Annotated in this window: 17 protein-coding genes; all 17 read right to left on the bottom strand. The window is 40.5% G+C overall.

What is annotated here, in order from left to right; translation table 11 throughout:
• Nucleotides 1-84: 84 nt before the first annotated feature.
• Nucleotides 85-609, bottom strand: coding sequence for a MerR family transcriptional regulator (locus tag ACPEIW_RS03580; RefSeq protein WP_415704255.1), 525 nt, complete (start codon nucleotides 607-609; stop codon nucleotides 85-87).
• Between the two features lie 30 nt (nucleotides 610-639).
• On the bottom strand, nucleotides 640-1,080 hold the full coding sequence (locus ACPEIW_RS03585) for an FHA domain-containing protein (RefSeq protein ID WP_016635312.1): 441 nt from the start codon (nucleotides 1,078-1,080) through the stop codon (nucleotides 640-642).
• 18 nt (nucleotides 1,081-1,098) lie between these two features.
• A complete protein-coding gene (locus ACPEIW_RS03590; RefSeq protein WP_016792031.1) occupies nucleotides 1,099-1,980 on the bottom strand; it encodes a DUF881 domain-containing protein in 882 nt (293 codons plus the stop codon).
• Nucleotides 1,981-1,994: 14 nt separating this feature from the next.
• Nucleotides 1,995-2,327 carry a small basic family protein gene (locus tag ACPEIW_RS03595; protein WP_004130859.1) on the bottom strand — a complete coding sequence of 111 codons (333 nt, stop codon included), beginning with the start codon at nucleotides 2,325-2,327 and terminating at the stop codon, nucleotides 1,995-1,997.
• Nucleotides 2,328-2,346: 19 nt separating this feature from the next.
• Nucleotides 2,347-3,378: a DUF881 domain-containing protein gene (locus ACPEIW_RS03600; protein WP_425663088.1), complete on the bottom strand. Its 1,032-nt coding sequence runs from the start codon at nucleotides 3,376-3,378 to the stop codon at nucleotides 2,347-2,349.
• Between the two features lie 43 nt (nucleotides 3,379-3,421).
• Nucleotides 3,422-4,024, bottom strand: a complete 603-nt coding sequence (locus ACPEIW_RS03605; RefSeq protein ID WP_016792034.1) for a CDP-alcohol phosphatidyltransferase family protein — start codon at nucleotides 4,022-4,024, stop codon at nucleotides 3,422-3,424.
• A 94-nt stretch (nucleotides 4,025-4,118) separates the two neighbouring features.
• Complete coding sequence (gene rpe, locus ACPEIW_RS03610; protein WP_004130865.1) at nucleotides 4,119-4,784, bottom strand: ribulose-phosphate 3-epimerase; 666 nt, start codon at nucleotides 4,782-4,784, stop codon at nucleotides 4,119-4,121.
• A 52-nt stretch (nucleotides 4,785-4,836) separates the two neighbouring features.
• On the bottom strand, nucleotides 4,837-5,796 hold the full coding sequence (gene lgt, locus ACPEIW_RS03615; RefSeq protein WP_115757539.1) for a prolipoprotein diacylglyceryl transferase: 960 nt from the start codon (nucleotides 5,794-5,796) through the stop codon (nucleotides 4,837-4,839).
• 71 nt (nucleotides 5,797-5,867) lie between these two features.
• Nucleotides 5,868-6,809 carry a phosphatidate cytidylyltransferase gene (locus ACPEIW_RS03620; protein WP_004130869.1) on the bottom strand — a complete coding sequence of 314 codons (942 nt, stop codon included), beginning with the start codon at nucleotides 6,807-6,809 and terminating at the stop codon, nucleotides 5,868-5,870.
• 4 nt (nucleotides 6,810-6,813) lie between these two features.
• The gene (gene frr, locus ACPEIW_RS03625; protein ID WP_016635318.1) at nucleotides 6,814-7,368 is read right to left on the bottom strand and encodes a ribosome recycling factor; all 555 of its coding nucleotides are present in this window, start codon (nucleotides 7,366-7,368) and stop codon (nucleotides 6,814-6,816) included.
• A gap of 154 nt (nucleotides 7,369-7,522) precedes the next feature.
• Nucleotides 7,523-8,272 (bottom strand): UMP kinase, encoded by a 750-nt coding sequence (gene pyrH, locus ACPEIW_RS03630; protein WP_016635319.1) that lies wholly within the window; start codon nucleotides 8,270-8,272, stop codon nucleotides 7,523-7,525.
• Nucleotides 8,273-8,531: 259 nt separating this feature from the next.
• Nucleotides 8,532-9,635 carry an amino acid ABC transporter permease gene (locus tag ACPEIW_RS03635; RefSeq protein WP_032816806.1) on the bottom strand — a complete coding sequence of 368 codons (1,104 nt, stop codon included), beginning with the start codon at nucleotides 9,633-9,635 and terminating at the stop codon, nucleotides 8,532-8,534.
• Nucleotides 9,636-9,640: 5 nt separating this feature from the next.
• Nucleotides 9,641-10,318 (bottom strand): ABC transporter permease subunit, encoded by a 678-nt coding sequence (locus ACPEIW_RS03640; protein WP_020973582.1) that lies wholly within the window; start codon nucleotides 10,316-10,318, stop codon nucleotides 9,641-9,643.
• Between the two features lies 1 nt (nucleotide 10,319).
• Nucleotides 10,320-11,192, bottom strand: a complete 873-nt coding sequence (locus tag ACPEIW_RS03645; protein ID WP_032815674.1) for a glutamate ABC transporter substrate-binding protein — start codon at nucleotides 11,190-11,192, stop codon at nucleotides 10,320-10,322.
• A gap of 55 nt (nucleotides 11,193-11,247) precedes the next feature.
• Entirely contained in the window at nucleotides 11,248-12,018 is a 771-nt protein-coding gene (locus ACPEIW_RS03650) for an amino acid ABC transporter ATP-binding protein (protein ID WP_004137994.1), read from the bottom strand.
• A 202-nt stretch (nucleotides 12,019-12,220) separates the two neighbouring features.
• On the bottom strand, nucleotides 12,221-14,017 hold the full coding sequence (aspS, locus tag ACPEIW_RS03655; RefSeq protein ID WP_016840150.1) for an aspartate--tRNA ligase: 1,797 nt from the start codon (nucleotides 14,015-14,017) through the stop codon (nucleotides 12,221-12,223).
• 142 nt (nucleotides 14,018-14,159) lie between these two features.
• On the bottom strand, nucleotides 14,160-15,560 hold the full coding sequence (gene hisS, locus ACPEIW_RS03660) for a histidine--tRNA ligase (protein WP_425664407.1): 1,401 nt from the start codon (nucleotides 15,558-15,560) through the stop codon (nucleotides 14,160-14,162).
• Between the last annotated feature and the right edge of the window lie 53 nt (nucleotides 15,561-15,613).

The following is a 15,613-nucleotide window of genomic DNA, read 5'->3' on the forward strand; positions in this document are numbered from 1 at the left end:
AAATAATTCTATATAAGTATCCGATAATGTACGTTATGTCAGATTAGTCATAAAGTACAAACACAATTCTCAATTCACAATTCTTTATATTGAAGATTCTTTAGATAAATCAGCTCGTACTTGCTTAACAATGCATCCAACTGCGATTGCAAAAACAGCTGAGCCGCCTTCGAGCATGCTAAACATGTTTTCTTGATTATTGTTACATTCCATAACAGATTGACCATCGCAAATTATTGTCATGCGCTCAAGATGATTAACACTATAACAATTCAAAAAAACTATAGCTGTTGTAACATTTGTAAGATTTACTCCAGCGTCTAAAAGTCGCTTAGCAACCGCCATAATAGAAATATCTTTGAAAGAATATAAACGTCTGGATCCAGACCCGTGTGAAGGATTAATCGAAGGCACAATAATGTTTTTTCTAGCCCAATAATCAAGTTGCCTATAGGTTATTCCAGCAATCTTCATTGCAACGCTTCCGCGATACCCAACGGACTCTTCTCCATCGCTAGAAAAAGAAAACAACTCCCCCTGCACTGGCTGATTATTAGATTCATCAAAATCGGCCAGTGCATTCTTTTTAGAAGAGTTTTTCAATACCATTATTGTTTATTGTGTTTATTGTGTTTATCGCTATCGTTTACTAACAGCACTTTGCGTAAAGAACATTAAGCGATATTTGCCAATCATAATCTCATCGCCATTATTAAGAACTGCTTCATCAACTCGATTACGATTAACATATGTTCCGTTTAAGCTGCCCGCATCTGCAATGCTAAAAACGTTCCCATTCCTTCTAAAAACAGCATGCGCTCTAGAAACAGTAGAATCGTCAAGCATAATATCTGCTCTAGAATCACGCCCAACCGATACAACATCTTCGTCTAACAAATAACGAGACCCAGAAACTGCTCCACGCGTAGAAATAAGCAAAGCGGTGCCTGGTAGCAGTTTTGCTATTGTGTCTAAATCATCCTGTTTTAGTGGGCGGTCTGCGTTCGAGTTTATTGGAATAGTTATTGCTGGCATGCCAATAATGGTTGTTTCGCCAGCTGTAGGAATAGGTTCAGTCATAATTGCTATTTTACCTTCTTATTCGACCGGTTTTGCGTATTGGTACTGTTTTGGTTCGCGTGTTGAACGAATCTCAACCTCTTCAGGCGTTGAAACGTATACGGAAGCGCCAAATTTAACTTTTAATCTAGATCCAACTCCCCCTGCAATATTTACGGCGTTTTGCAAATTTTGCGCATCGCCAATCGCCTTAACTATGTAAGGAGGATTTATCTCAATTCCATCGCACAGCAATCCATGCTTAGTGTCGGAAATATAAGTAGAAGTAACAATGCGAATATCATTAATAGACATAACTTCCACGCCAGCGTTGCGAAGCTCCTCTATAAGTTGAAACATGGTTGCAGCATCTACACGCTCTTTTTCTCCAGCTGTAATATGAATAATTACACCTTTTCCGATTGCTGGAAGTCTACCAGAAATCAAGCCGCTTGTTTGCGAATTTTGCTTAGCAATTCTAGCAGCTTCTTCTTGCTTATTAACAGATGCTTTTAGAGAATTAAGCTGACTTGTTAATTCAAACTTTCGCTGCTCAAGATTTTGTATTTGAGAATTAGTTTCCGTGATCAATCGCGTAAGCTCATCTTCGCTCATAGTTTGATACACAAGAGCACTTCGATTTACTTGAATCATATATGCAAAGCTAAGAAGAGCGCAAAGAAGCATAACAAGCAAGCCTGTTATAATGCGCGTTCTAGTAACATGACCTTGCAAAGATGGCTTATTTTTGCGCTTAACGATTGGGAAGGAACCCGTTTGCGTGCGGTCGCTTTCTCGATCTTTAGCATGCTGGCGATGAAGCCGTTTAACAATATTGTCTACATTTTTATCAATATTATTATCGCTTAATTCATTGTTTTTTACGCTGTTTTTTGAAGTATTCGCAAGTGGATGTTTCATATTATCCCCTGAATCTATCCCCTAAATATAAAACGACGAATTGCAGAAACGTTAGAGAAGATTCGTATTCCTAAAACAACAATAACAGCTGTTTGCAATTGTGCACCAACTCCAAGCTGGTTGCCAAGCAAAACTAAAAGCGTTGCAGCAATAACATTTGAGAAGAACGAAATAACAAACACTTTGTCGGAAAAGCTGCGCTCGAAATAAGCTCTAGCAGCGCCAAGAAGAGCATCTAGTGCAGCAAGCACCATGATTGGCAAATACGGTTGAATAACCACTGGAATATCTGGATGCACAACAATGCCAATAAGTGCTCCTAAAATCAATCCAAGAATAGCTGTCATAACCTATTTCCTATCTTTCCTATCTTCTACTAGTCAACTCTTTTGCAAAATTGACTTCTCCAGTTCCAGCTGCCGACAACTTTAAGTTATTAGTAGTTGAAACTTGTGGATTAATACCAGCATTTGTAAGAGAAGTAAACCATTCAGAATGCTTTTGAGAATTTAACTTTTCAATAAGGCTAGAGCTGTCTCCTATTGCCTCAATCGTATACGGGCTTTGAGTTTGATTAACACCAACAAGAATTGTGGATCCTGCAGTACGAATTGATGTTTGAGAGCCAATCCTGTATCCGTTAACTGATATTGCTTCCGCTCCAGCATCCCAAAGAATGGAAACAAAGATTTGAATATCCCTATCGCTAACAACCTTGATTCTAGCTCCTTTAGACATTTCTCTAGGAATAGAGCCATTAGAAACATCGTTACTTGCAGAAATAGGATTTGCAATAGTTAAAACAACACCAGGCCCATATACAGCGTGAGTACCATTAGTCATGTTGTCGGATTTATCAACTTGATTTTCGTACGGAGTGTTAATTCTTTTAGACTCTTTGTCTACACTAGCGCGAAGCTTTGCAACTTCTTTAACAAGATTATCGAATCTGCTTGCGTGAGTCGTAAGCTCGTTCGCTAAAGATACGCGTATAGCTTTACGCGAATCAGCGTGTAGTTTACGTACAAATTGGCTACCAACAGTACCAACAGCAATGCAAATTAAAAAAACAATTATTCTTGTAATCCAAATACTAATCTTGCTAACATTTTGCTTATTTAGTCTAGAATCCATAAAAAGCGGATCCACTGGTCTGTTGCTTAAATCATCTATTAGTCTAAGAGAATAATCTTCAAGCCTACGACGCCTATCTCGATGCGACGAAAAAGTATACGATGAATTTGTAACGTGATGAGCGCCTAAATTAAACACGGATTTAGAAAATACTGCTCTGCGCTTAGAAAACAAAACAACAGTTGGAGCAGGAAAAGACTCTGGAGCTTTGCCACTAGAGGCATAATCTCCACTTTGATTTAGATTAGAAGTCTTTTCCACCATGATTCATCCGTTGTTATTGATTAGTTTTCAAAAATCGTAAGAATTATTTAGCCTTTTTTATTAGTAGCTTATAAGCTTGTATGCAATATAATATTCCCGCAAACCAATAAAGCGTTATTCCCCAAATCGCACATGCAATTGCAGCAGCATATAGAATAAGCATTGGCTCTGTTGCAATCGCGAAAACAATCATAAATAGAACAATAGTTACCATTAGCAATGCTGTTCCAGTTTTGCCCATAAAATTAACAGGCAAAGGGCCATAGTCGTATTGTGCAAGAATCACAATTAAAATTGCCATTATTGCGTCTCGCAAAACAACTAAAGCTAATGCCCACCAAGGTATAATCTTTGCAAATGCTAAAGCTAATGTGCTGCAAACTATAAGAAGCCTATCTGCAATTGGGTCTAGAATCTGACCTAATTTGCTAACTTGATTAAAAGTTCTTGCAATATAACCGTCAATACAATCAGAAAGTGCAGCTATTGCAAGAACAATTAAAGCAGGCCACATTTTGTGTTGCGCAATTAAAACAGCAAGATAAGGTATTGAGCATATTCTTAAAAAGCTAATAACATTAGGCACAGTAAGAACTCGATTAAGCGCTTCAGGACTGTATTCCTGACTATAAACGAATTTGACCATACCTAATTTCCTTAAAACTTGCTAAAAATAAAATTTCAATACTAATACTATTGCGAATAATAAAATATTGGGGCACTTTTATGCCCCAATATTTCTACGCACGCCAAGCTTCTTGAGCAATATTACGAATAGAATCAATTGCTTGAGCTGGGCTACTTGCTCCGTAAACTGCAGAGCCAGCAACAAGAACATCTGCTCCAGCTTGCGCAACAGTTGCAGCAGTAGATGGGCTAACTCCGCCGTCAACCTGAATATGCGTGCTTAGTCCGCGGCGCGTAATCTCATCGCGTAAGCGGCGAACCTTGTTCATTTGATTACTTAAGAACTTTTGACCGCCAAAACCAGGCTCTACAGTCATAATAAGAACCATGTCGAACTCGTCTAAAATATCAAAAATAGGCTCAACTGGCTCAGCTGGGCGAACTGCAAAGCAAGCTTTGCAACCCATATCTCTAAGCTGACGAGCAAGGCGCACAGGAGCGTGAGTTGCACCCATGTGGAAGCTAACAGAATCAGCCCCGAGCTTAGCGTATTCTGGCGCCCAACGGTCTGGATCCTCAATCATCAAATGAACATCTACAGGAAGATTAGTAACTTCGCAAATGCGCTTTACAATCGGCTCCCCCAAAGTCAAATTTGGTACAAAATGATGATCCATAACATCAACATGAACAAGATCAGCGTTGGAAATTGCTATAAGATCTCTTTCAAGATTGCAAAAATCTGCAGAAAGAATGCTAGGTGCTATTTGTATATTCATGTGTTCCATTCTAAGAAAAGCAAGCGACTAGAAAAGCAAAATATAACTAAACCTAACTATTTAACTTAGATTCCTCTTTCGCTTCGTTTTTGTAAACCATTTTTGTTTTGGATTGAAGTTCGCGCTCACGCTCGTATTCTGTAATGTCAATCAAACGGTTCACAAGATTTGCTCGCGATTTTTTACTATTTTGCAAAATAACAAAAACAATAATCGAAGCAATAAAAATTGCAATCGACACCCAAACGTTAATTCTTACTCCAAGGAAAGTGTGTGAAAAATCAATGCGTAAAGCTTCAATCCACATTCTTCCAGCTGTATACCACATTACGTAAAGAACAAACTCGGAACCAGACTTAAGCTTGCTTTTAAGCGCTTTGCTAAAGCATATAAGCAAAGCAGCGCCTGCAAAATTCCAAAGCATCTCGTACAAGAACGTTGGATGGAAAAGTGTGCCTTCTGGGCATGTAAGACCGTCGTAGCATCTTTCACTGTGCCCAATTGCATTTGATGCCGAATAATTAAGTTTTAATCCCCATGGAAGAGTTGTTGGAGCACCATAAAGTTCTTGATTAAACCAATTGCCTAAACGCCCTATTCCTTGAGCTACAAGCAATGCAGGAGCTGCACAATCAGCAAGTAAGCTTATAGGATATTTTCTGTACGCGCAAAATGCACTAGCAGCCAAAGATCCGAGTATTACTCCGCCCCAGATTCCAAGTCCACCATTCCAAATCCTAAAAATTTCTAGAAAATCGCCATTTGCGCCAAAAAACTTCTCTGGAGTTGTAATAACGTGATATAGACGCGCGCCAACAATTCCCATAGGAAGGCTTACAAGAGCTATATCTAAAATTTGGTTAAAATCTCCACCTTCTCGCTTCCATCTGCGATTTGCAATCCAAATTGCAACTAGTGCTCCAGCAAGAATCGAAAGCGCATAAAATCTTAATGTAATAGGTCCGAATGTAATTTGAGAAATACTTGGACTAGGAATAGCGCAAATTGTCATATTCTTTACTTTCCTTTATTTTCTTTTACTTTCAACAAAACATAAGGACTTTTGTTAAAACGTTTAATTGGTTAGAATCCAACTGCTTTGATTAAGGCCATTAAAACTGGCGCGCACAGCAAGATTGAGTCCACTCTATCTAGAACACCGCCATGACCTTTAAGCAAATGACCCATGTCTTTAATGCCAATATCTCGTTTAAGCATAGATGCGCACAAATCACCAAAAGTTCCAACAATTCCAGACAAAATGCCCATAACAGCAGGCATCCACCAGAATTTAATCCAAGATGTTCCATAGAATCCAGCAACAATCGCGTAAGCTCCGATTAGTGCAAGAAGCATAGATCCTATAAGTCCTTCAACAGACTTTTTTGGAGATATTCGTGGAGAAAGCTTATGTTTACCTAACCATGCTCCAGCAAAAAGTCCGCCTGTATCGCTTAAAGCAGGTAAAAATATGAGTAGCATTGCGTGCGCTACAGCTTGTTTAGAATCAGCTATAGATAAAATAATGCAAGAAGCAAGAAGAGGAATATACAACACTACAAACAACGAAACAGCTGTATTAGTAAAAGTACTAGCTTTTGGGCTTTTAGAAGTTGCATGCTGTAGTTTCTTTTCTACAGCACGCATAGTTCTTTTAGATACAGTGCTATTTAGAGTTGCAAAAATAACAGTTAAAATAAGCGAGGCTGTTATTCCACTTGCCATTGCAACTGCATGCCACTTTGCGTAGAAGGTTGAAAAAATCGTAATAACCGAGCAAATAGACAGTATAGCAAAAGGAATCCTAAACCCCGCTGTAGCAAAGTCAACGTGCAATTCCCACAATGCAAGAAGCATAAAAACAGTTAAAAGAACAACAAAAGCATCTATACTTACAAGAAGACATGCCACAATTACAGCAATCAGCAGCACTGCAGTTGCAATAGCTTGTGGCATGTTCCTGCCAGTTCGCTTGTTTATATCTGTTAAAGCTTCATAAGCATCGTTTGTAGCATTTGAATCCAAAGAATCAAACCTCCATGATTTCCTTCTGCTTGCCTTCTAGCAAAGCGTCTAAGGAATCGGTAACTTGCTTAGTTACTTTATCTAGTTCTTTTTGCAAGCGGTCGCCTTCATCTTCGCCAATCTCGCCATCTTTAACAGACTTATCAATGCTTTCTTTAGTCTTGCGACGAATATTTCTAACAGCAACCTTGCCTTCTTCTGCCTTGGTCTTAGCAAGCTTTACGTATTCCTTACGCCTATCTTCAGTAAGCTCTGGCATTGTAACGCGAATAACATTGCCATCTCTGTTAGGGCTAACACCCAAATCTGAATCGCGAATAGCTTTTTCAACAGCATTTGCTTGCGATGCATCAAAAGGAGTAACAGAAAGAGTTCTTGGCTCTGGAACGCCAATAGAAGCTACAGCCTTAATAGGAGTTGGAGCACCATAATAGTCAACCATAATGCCATTAAGAAGAGCAGGATTAGCTCGACCAGTCCTAATGCCCATAAAGTTTTCTTTTGTAGCTTCAACAGACTTGTTCATTTGTTCAAGAGCCTGATCAATAATCGCTGGCATGTGTTCTCCTTTATTGGTATTAGTTGTGCCAATTAAAATTCTATTTATAAATTTTGTGATTGTTAAATTTTACGTTGTTAAATTATTGCCTAATTTGCATGTTTTATTTATTGATGATTTATTTATTGGTGATTATTCACTAATATTTCATCTATTAAGCAAACGTAGGCTCGTCGTTAGAAACCAAAGTTCCAATTTGATCTCCGACTAATGCACGAGTAACGTTTCCTTCTCCTTCTAGGCCAAATACGCGAATCTTTTGGTTATTGTCTCTAGCCATAGAAAGCGCAGAAGCGTCCATAACTGCAAGACCATCAACAAGCGCGCGATGGTAATTAAGAGTGAGGAATTTTTTAGCATTAGGATCTTTACGAGGATCTGCACTATAAACTCCGTCAACGCCATTTTTACCCATTAGAACTTCATCGCAATGAATCTCTAAAGAACGCTGAATAGAAACAGTATCGGTTGAAAAATAAGGCATGCCAGCGCCTGCACCAAAAATCACAACTCGGCCTTTTTCTAAGTGTCGAATTGCTTTAAGTGGAATGTAAGGCTCAGCAACTTGACCCATTGTTATAGCAGTTTGAACGCGAGTTGCCTGCCCTGCTTGTTCAAGAAAATCTTGCAAAGCTAAGCAATTCATAACAGTTCCAAGCATACCCATGTAATCGCCGCGACTGCGATCGATGCCAGCTTGTTGAAGCTCTGCACCGCGGAAGAAGTTTCCGCCGCCAACAACAATTGCAACTTGCACGCCTTCATGCACTGCTTTTACAATCTCGCCAGCAATTCTACGAATAACATGAGTATCTATACCAACGGCGCCACCGCCAAATGCTTCTCCCGAGAGTTTCAATAAAACTCTACGAGACTTGCTTTCCCCCGCTTGTGCGATAGTCATAAAACTTTCCTCCAGTCATAACGGCGAACGCAAGCATATCTTTGCTATGATATCTTTCAATAACGACACATCACAACACGATTTTTAACATGATTGTGTCGATTTTTATCGATTTTTATTTTGAACATGTTTAGTCGTGTTTTAGTAAATACTAAAAAGCGTTTTGTTCAAACGAATAAAATCAAACGAATAAAAATAGCGCAATAGGCGGAATCAAACCCATTGCGCTATCATTCCATGATTAATCTAAAAGTTAAGATTAATCATGCTTTTTATTATTTTTATCTTGGTTAGTATTTTGACTATCTTCTAGATTCTCGTCACCTGTTTCTAGATGATGCTCATCGTAGCCTTGCAAGTAACGCGTACGACGCCAATGGTGAATAGAAGCGTTTGTACCGCGGTGATGCACGTGGTACTTTCTAGGAGTTCCACCATGTGGCAGCTCTTTAACTTCCTTAGCAACAGCAATCTGATTCACGTTAGAAGGATCCATAATTGCGATTGGTGCAACAGGTTCAGGCTCTGTTGGAGCTGCAGTTCTGCTACTAAGCTTTGATGGAAGCCATTCAGCAAACCAAGAAAGCGCCCAGCAAATCAAGAAGTATACAACTGCAGCAACAGTCAAAGTTTGCAAAATGTTAAAGTACATTGATCCAAGTCGTCTAGATTCTTGAAGCAAATCAGTGTACATAATTATGGAACCCAATGCAGTATCTTTTAACACAACAACAAGCTGAGTTACAGCTGCAGGAAGCATTGCGATTATTGCTTGCGGCATTTCGATTTGTGTTAAAGATTGATATTGCGAAAGTCCAAGAGCTAAAGATGCTTCGCGCTGACCATTAGGAAGATTTCCAACGCCAGATCGAACTAACTCTGCAACAACAGAACCGTTGTACAAAATCAAAGACAAAACAACAGCCCAATAAGACGCTCCACTTATTCCAGCAAATGCAAATCCTCGCCAAAGGAAGATCATAAGCAAAAGCACTGGTACAGCTCGGCAAAATTCAACGACAACTGCAGAAATGCTACGAAGAATCAAGCTAGGCAATAGTCTTAAAAGACCAAATAAGAGTCCAAAAACTATTGAGCCTACAACAGCAAGAAGCGAAGCTTTAAGAGTCATCCACAATCCTGGAAGATAAAAATCGCTCCAAGCTTCCGATTCTACAGCTGGATTCCACAATGCCCACGAAAGCTGGTTCTCGCCTTCTGGAGGATTGCTAAGTCTTAAAAGCAGAGCAATAACAAAAAGCGCAAACACAACGCACGCAATAATATTTGCAATACGAATCTTCTTTAGAGCCTTAGGTCCAGGCGCATCAAATAACAGAGATTTTTCTTGTTCTTTTGCCATTTTTATCACCTTCTAACCGCAAGCTTATTAGACAAATAAGTTGTGAGAATACCGATTGGAATAATCAAAACAATGTATCCGCACGCAAAAATCAAAAAGATTGGAACAATCAAATCTGCGTGCCTTTCAATCATCTCGCTCATAAGAGTAGATGTTTCTGTAGCAACAGATGCAGCAGCAGCAACAGTGGAATTTTTGAGCAACGCAATAAACGTGTTTCCAAGTGGTGCTACAGATCCGCAGAAAGTTTGAGGCAAAATCACACTAAAAGCCGATTGGAAGAAGTTAAGTCCAAGCGCCCTACATGCTTCTGCCTGACCCAAAGGTACAGTGTTTAAGCCAGATCTTAAAGATTCGCAAACAAATGCTGCAGTGTAAAAACTCAAGCCAGCAATTGCAAGCCAGAAGAAGTTTACGCTAAAAACAGTGGAAAAACCGAGCTTTAGCTGTGCGTACACGCCAAGAACCATAAAAACCATGATTATAGTTAGAGGCATATTCTTAAAGAACTCAACGTATGCGCTTGCAATAAGACGAAGCGAATGGATTGGGCAAATCCTCATCATAACTAGAATCACACCAAGAATCGTGGAAAAAAGCACGCTCCACAATGTGATTTCAATATTCACTAAGAATGCTCCTGGAATATTGTATGAGGTAAATAATTGCACAAAGTCTTGCATTTTACTCCTCCCCCTCTTCTGGTACTGGCGGATTATACTTTGCGTTTGGCTTAAAACCAGTTCCGCGCATGTTGTCGTCTAAAGCTCTTTTCCATGAACCATTTTTAATCATGTCTTTAAGAGCAGCATTAATGCGCTTAGCTAGCTTAGTGTTTCCTTTTTTAATGCCAATTCCGTAGTGTTCTTCGGTAAATGGCTTACCAACAAGCTTTAGTCTGCCTCTAGATGCTGTAGCAAGACCAGCGAGAATAATATCGTCTGTTGTAACAGCGTCTACGATTCCAGAGAATAATGCTGTTGCGCACTCTGCATAGCCAGGCTGTTGCATAAGTTGAACTTTTGAAGAGTATTTCTCTTTAATAACTATTGCAGACGTAGAGCCAGTTACGGAGCATAAGCGCTTTCCATCTAAATCGTCTGGACCGCTTACTTTATGCTCGTCTTTACGAACCAATAAATCTTGACCAGCAATAAAATATGGTCCTGCAAAAGAAACAGCGTTTTTTCTGGCATCTGTTATGGAATATGTTGCAACAATCATATCTACATCGCCATTTTGAAGCATTGCTTCGCGCTGTTTTGAAGGCGATTCCTTCCAAACAATTCTATCTTCGGAGTAACCCAACTTTTTGGCAACATACTTTGCAACGTCTACATCAAAACCAACGTAGGTTCCAGACTTTTTGAAACCAAGACCAGGCTGATCAAACTTAATACCAATGCGTATTACATTGCTTCGATTATCGCTACTGCAAGCGCTAAGCGGGAAAACGCAGCACAATACGCAAACCATAGATAAAATTGCGCGATATGTATGCCTGAATCCCAGTCTGCAACGCTTACACTTAAGAGCAATATTGTGTAAATATTTCATAGCTACCTCTTAAAGACTTAAAAATCGATATTAATGATTTCAATTAAGAATCAAATTAATGAGTCAAAATCTTTGAAAGGAAGTCTTTTGCTCTATCTGTCTTTGGATTCTCAAAGAACTCTTCTGGCGTATTTTGCTCAAGAATACGACCATCTGCCATAAACACGATTTTGTCTGCAGCTTTACGCGCAAAGCCCATCTCGTGAGTAACGCAAATCATTGTCATACCTTCTTTTGCAAGCTCAACCATAACATCAAGAACTTCGTTAACCATTTCTGGATCAAGCGCAGATGTAGGCTCATCAAAAAGCATAACCTTTGGGTGCATTGCAAGCGCGCGAGCAATTGCCACTCGCTGCTGCTGACCTCCAGAAAGCTGAGAAGGCATCTTGTTTGCTTGATTATCTACACCAACTCTTGCAAGAAGATCCATTGCTAAACTTTCTGCTTCTTGCTGTTCCATATGGCGAACCTTAATAGGAGCAAGCGTAACGTTTTCTAGAATCGTCTTGTTTGCAAAAAGATTAAAAGATTGGAACACCATTCCAACTTCCGCACGCAATGCAGCAAGTTCTTTTCCTTCTTGAGGAAGAGGCTTACCATCAATGCGAATATCTCCAGAGTCGATTGTTTCAAGACGATTAATCGTCCTGCACATTGTTGACTTGCCAGAACCAGAAGGTCCAATAATAACAAGCACTTCGCCTTTATTAACTGTTAAGTTAATATCTTTCAAAACGTGAAGCTTGCCATAATGTTTTTCAACATGGCTAAGTTCCACCAATGGCTGTGCTACTTTTTTTGTGTTGTTTAATTTAGTATCCATAAAAAGGATTTTAATGTTCCTGTGTTACATGCGTTTATCGTAATAGTTACTTTTAACCACCTATAAAGTTACGAAAAACATTAAAAATGATACAAAAATGTTAATTTTACTTAAAAAAATGCCGTTAAGCCTTGATTTTGGTTTAGTTAACCAAACGACTTAACGGCATATATGAATATTAATTCTTGTTTAGCGCTTGCGACTATTCGTCTTCTTCTGGATCGTAATCAACGCCAGTTTCTGCACGCTGTTCAGCAGAGATTGGAGCAGGAGCGCCAGTTAGAGGATCGCGGCCACCGCCAGCCTTAGGGAAGGCGATTACGTCGCGAATTGAGCTTGCGCCTGCCAAAATAGCGGCAGTACGATCCCAGCCCAAAGCAATACCAGCGTGAGGTGGAGCACCATACTTAAACGCTTCAAGCAAGAATCCAAACTTTTCTTCTGCCTCTGCTTTGTCGATTCCAAGAACGTCAAGCACACGGTCTTGAATATCATCGCGATGAATACGAACAGAGCCGCCGCCCATCTCGTTTCCGTTGCAAACAATGTCGTAAGAATCGCTCATTGCATGCTCTGGGTCTTTATCGAACTTGTCAATCCAATCAGCAGATGGCATTGTAAATGGATGATGCATAGAAGTCCACTTTGAGTGGCCAACTGCAACATCGTCATCGTCTGGATCATCCGTTCGCTTAAACAGTGGGAAGTCAACAACCCAAGTAAACGCAAACTCGTCTGGGTGAAGCAATCCTGCGCGGCTAGCAAGCTCTACACGAACTGCACCAAGCAAAAGCTGAGAAGATTCACGGCTTCCTGCTGCAAAGAACACAGCATCGCCATCCTGCGCACCAACAGCTTCCTTAAGTCCTGCGCGTTCTTCTTCGCTAAGATTCTTAGCAACAGGGCCCTTGAGCTCACCATCTTCACCAAAGACTACATAAGCCAAACCCTTAGCACCGCGCTGCTTAGCCCAATCCTGCCATGCGTCAAACTGACGACGAGGAGTTTCGGCACCGCCCTTAAAGAGCACAGCGCCAACATAAGGAGCTTGGAACACGCGGAATGGAGTGTTCTTAAAGAAGTCAGTCAACTCAATAAGTGGGTTTCCAAAACGCAAATCAGGCTTATCGGAACCGTACTTATCCATTGCTTCTTGCCAAGTAATTCGAGGCAAAGGAAGAGTAATTTCGTGGCCTGCTTCCTTCCAAATAGCAGCGATAACGCGCTCTGCCATAGCCATAACATCTTCTTGGCTTGCAAAGCTCATTTCCATATCGAGCTGAGTGAACTCAGGCTGACGATCTGCACGGAAGTCTTCATCGCGATAGCAACGAGCAAGCTGATAGTAGCGCTCAACACCAGAAACCATAAGCAACTGCTTTAAAAGCTGAGGAGACTGTGGAAGAGCGTACCATGAGCCTGGAACCAAGCGTGCTGGAACAACAAAATCGCGAGCGCCTTCTGGAGTGGACTTAATAAACGTTGGTGTTTCTACTTCTGTAAAGTCCATATCTTCCAAAGCATGACGAGCTGCCTTAGCCATATTAGAGCGGAGCTTTAGATTACGCTGCATAGATGGACGGCGTAAATCAAGATAACGGTACTTCAAACGTACGTCTTCGCTAGGAAGCTTGTTTTCGGACTCGTTTTCCAAAGCTGTAGAAACTTGGAATGGTAACGCATCGGACTTAGCGAGAATTGTTACTTTATTTGCAACGATTTCGATTTTTCCTGTTGCTAAATGGTCATTTTCATTGCCATCTGGACGCAAGCGAACTTCGCCAGTAACTTGCACAACAAACTCGCTACGCAATGGTCGCGCAGTTTCTTCATCGTAAATAACAACTTGCACTAAGCCAGTGTTGTCTCGAACGTCTACAAAGGCAACGCCACCGTGGTCGCGGCGACGATCAACCCAACCAGCAATGGTTACGTTTTGTCCAACTAATGTCTCAGTCACTTCAACGGCATGGTGTGTGCGATACGCCGTCTGGCTCATAAGTCCACTTCCTTGTTTGAATAATTTTGTTAATTTTTGTTTTGACTTTAATAGTTTACCGCATGAATCGCGCTTTCAAATATTAAAATCTTAAAAAGCAAATTGCAAATCTTAAATCTTAAATCTTAAAAGTAAATTGCACTTATTGAGCGCAAGAAACAGTTTGATGAGCATATGCGTCATCTGGCTGCCAAGACATAACGTCTGCGCAAACTTGCTCTCCCGTAATAATGTTTTTTACTTCGTCTTTGCTGGATTCAGAATCTGTACTATCTGCTGGGAACCAAACGTATGGAATACCCAACTTATCTGCATACTTGATTTGTTTACCAAGCTTTGCAGCACTTGGAGATACGTCTGTTGCGATTCCTCTAGAGCGAAGCTTTTGAGCAATCTCGTTACAAGCTGGCCTATCTTCTTCGTTCCAAACTGCAACCAAAACTGCAGCAGGAGAAACGCGTGAAACTGTAGCTCCAGATGTGTGAAGCATGTAAGAAAGCAAGCGCGAAAGTCCTATAGAAAGACCTACTCCTGGATACTTTTTGTTTCCTTGAGAAACAAGATTGTCGTATCTTCCACCAGAGCAGATTGACCCCAGGGATTCAGCGCCTTCTAAGAATGTCTCGTAGACTGAGCCAGTGTAGTAATCCAAGCCGCGCGCAATCTTCAAATCAGCAACAACAGATCCTGGACGAATTTTTGACGCATCGTCTACAATCATCGCAAGCGTTTCTACACCTTCAATCGCTAAAGCGTAAGATTCATTGCTGGCATCCTTAGAAATATTGTGTTTATCGCATAAAGCGTTGAATTTAGTCTTTAATTCTTCTCCGCTATTTGCGTTTAGCTCTGCAAGCTCTAAGCATGCTGCAGCTTGAGAATCTGTAGCTTTGCATTCTTTTACAAGAAGATTTGCAACTTCTTTTGCGCCAATCTTATCTAGCTTATCGATTTCTCGAAGAACACCTTCAATATCGCTTAAGCCAATTCCCCTATAAAAGCCTTCGGAAAGCTTGCGATTATTTGCGTGAACAGTGGCTTTTGGCAAGCCAAACTCGCGCAAACGCTCCAAAGCTTCGACCATAACAAGTGGAAGCTCCACTTCGTAGTGAGATGGCAAGTCGCCATTACCTACAACGTCAATATCTGCTTGAACGAACTCACGGAAACGTCCTTCTTGTGGACGCTCTCCACGCCAAACTTTTTGCATTTGCCAACGCTTAAATGGGAATGCTAAATCGCCAGTGTGTTCAACAACATACCTGCTAAGAGGAACTGTTAAATCAAAGTGCAATCCAATGCGATTTTCAACTGGAGTGTCGCTTTCGTGACCCACTTCTTGCAATCTAGATAAAAGATATATTTCTTTGCTAGTTTCACCCTTTTTTAACAAGCTTGAACCCTGCTCAACAGCACGAGTTTCAATGCCTATAAAACCATTTAATTCAAATACTTCCCGCAATGTGTCCATAACACGCTGCTCAACAGCGCGCTCGCTTGGAAGCCACTCCGGAAAACCAGATATTGATGAGCCTTGTACCATGTCCACTATAATAGGTTATGTTACGGAAAAATCATGGCTTACCGTCATACTTA

The organism is Gardnerella piotii (assembly GCF_049815665.1).
Taxonomy (GTDB): domain Bacteria; phylum Actinomycetota; class Actinomycetes; order Actinomycetales; family Bifidobacteriaceae; genus Bifidobacterium; species Bifidobacterium piotii.

Excerpts from the sequence above, each read along its gene's own strand:
- ACPEIW_RS03580 (WP_415704255.1), bottom strand. The coding sequence starts at position 609 with ATGGTATTGAAAAACTCTTCTAAAAAGAATGCACTGGCCGATTTTGAT.
- ACPEIW_RS03585 (WP_016635312.1), bottom strand. The coding sequence starts at position 1,080 with ATGACTGAACCTATTCCTACAGCTGGCGAAACAACCATTATTGGCATG.
- ACPEIW_RS03590 (WP_016792031.1), bottom strand. The coding sequence starts at position 1,980 with ATGAAACATCCACTTGCGAATACTTCAAAAAACAGCGTAAAAAACAAT.
- ACPEIW_RS03595 (WP_004130859.1), bottom strand. The coding sequence starts at position 2,327 with ATGACAGCTATTCTTGGATTGATTTTAGGAGCACTTATTGGCATTGTT.
- ACPEIW_RS03600 (WP_425663088.1), bottom strand. The coding sequence starts at position 3,378 with ATGGTGGAAAAGACTTCTAATCTAAATCAAAGTGGAGATTATGCCTCT.
- ACPEIW_RS03605 (WP_016792034.1), bottom strand. The coding sequence starts at position 4,024 with ATGGTCAAATTCGTTTATAGTCAGGAATACAGTCCTGAAGCGCTTAAT.
- rpe (WP_004130865.1), bottom strand. The coding sequence starts at position 4,784 with ATGAATATACAAATAGCACCTAGCATTCTTTCTGCAGATTTTTGCAAT.
- lgt (WP_115757539.1), bottom strand. The coding sequence starts at position 5,796 with ATGACAATTTGCGCTATTCCTAGTCCAAGTATTTCTCAAATTACATTC.
- frr (WP_016635318.1), bottom strand. The coding sequence starts at position 7,368 with ATGCCAGCGATTATTGATCAGGCTCTTGAACAAATGAACAAGTCTGTT.
- pyrH (WP_016635319.1), bottom strand. The coding sequence starts at position 8,272 with ATGACTATCGCACAAGCGGGGGAAAGCAAGTCTCGTAGAGTTTTATTG.
- ACPEIW_RS03635 (WP_032816806.1), bottom strand. The coding sequence starts at position 9,635 with ATGGCAAAAGAACAAGAAAAATCTCTGTTATTTGATGCGCCTGGACCT.
- ACPEIW_RS03640 (WP_020973582.1), bottom strand. The coding sequence starts at position 10,318 with ATGCAAGACTTTGTGCAATTATTTACCTCATACAATATTCCAGGAGCA.
- ACPEIW_RS03645 (WP_032815674.1), bottom strand. The coding sequence starts at position 11,192 with ATGAAATATTTACACAATATTGCTCTTAAGTGTAAGCGTTGCAGACTG.
- ACPEIW_RS03650 (WP_004137994.1), bottom strand. The coding sequence starts at position 12,018 with ATGGATACTAAATTAAACAACACAAAAAAAGTAGCACAGCCATTGGTG.
- aspS (WP_016840150.1), bottom strand. The coding sequence starts at position 14,017 with ATGAGCCAGACGGCGTATCGCACACACCATGCCGTTGAAGTGACTGAG.
- hisS (WP_425664407.1), bottom strand. The coding sequence starts at position 15,560 with ATGGTACAAGGCTCATCAATATCTGGTTTTCCGGAGTGGCTTCCAAGC.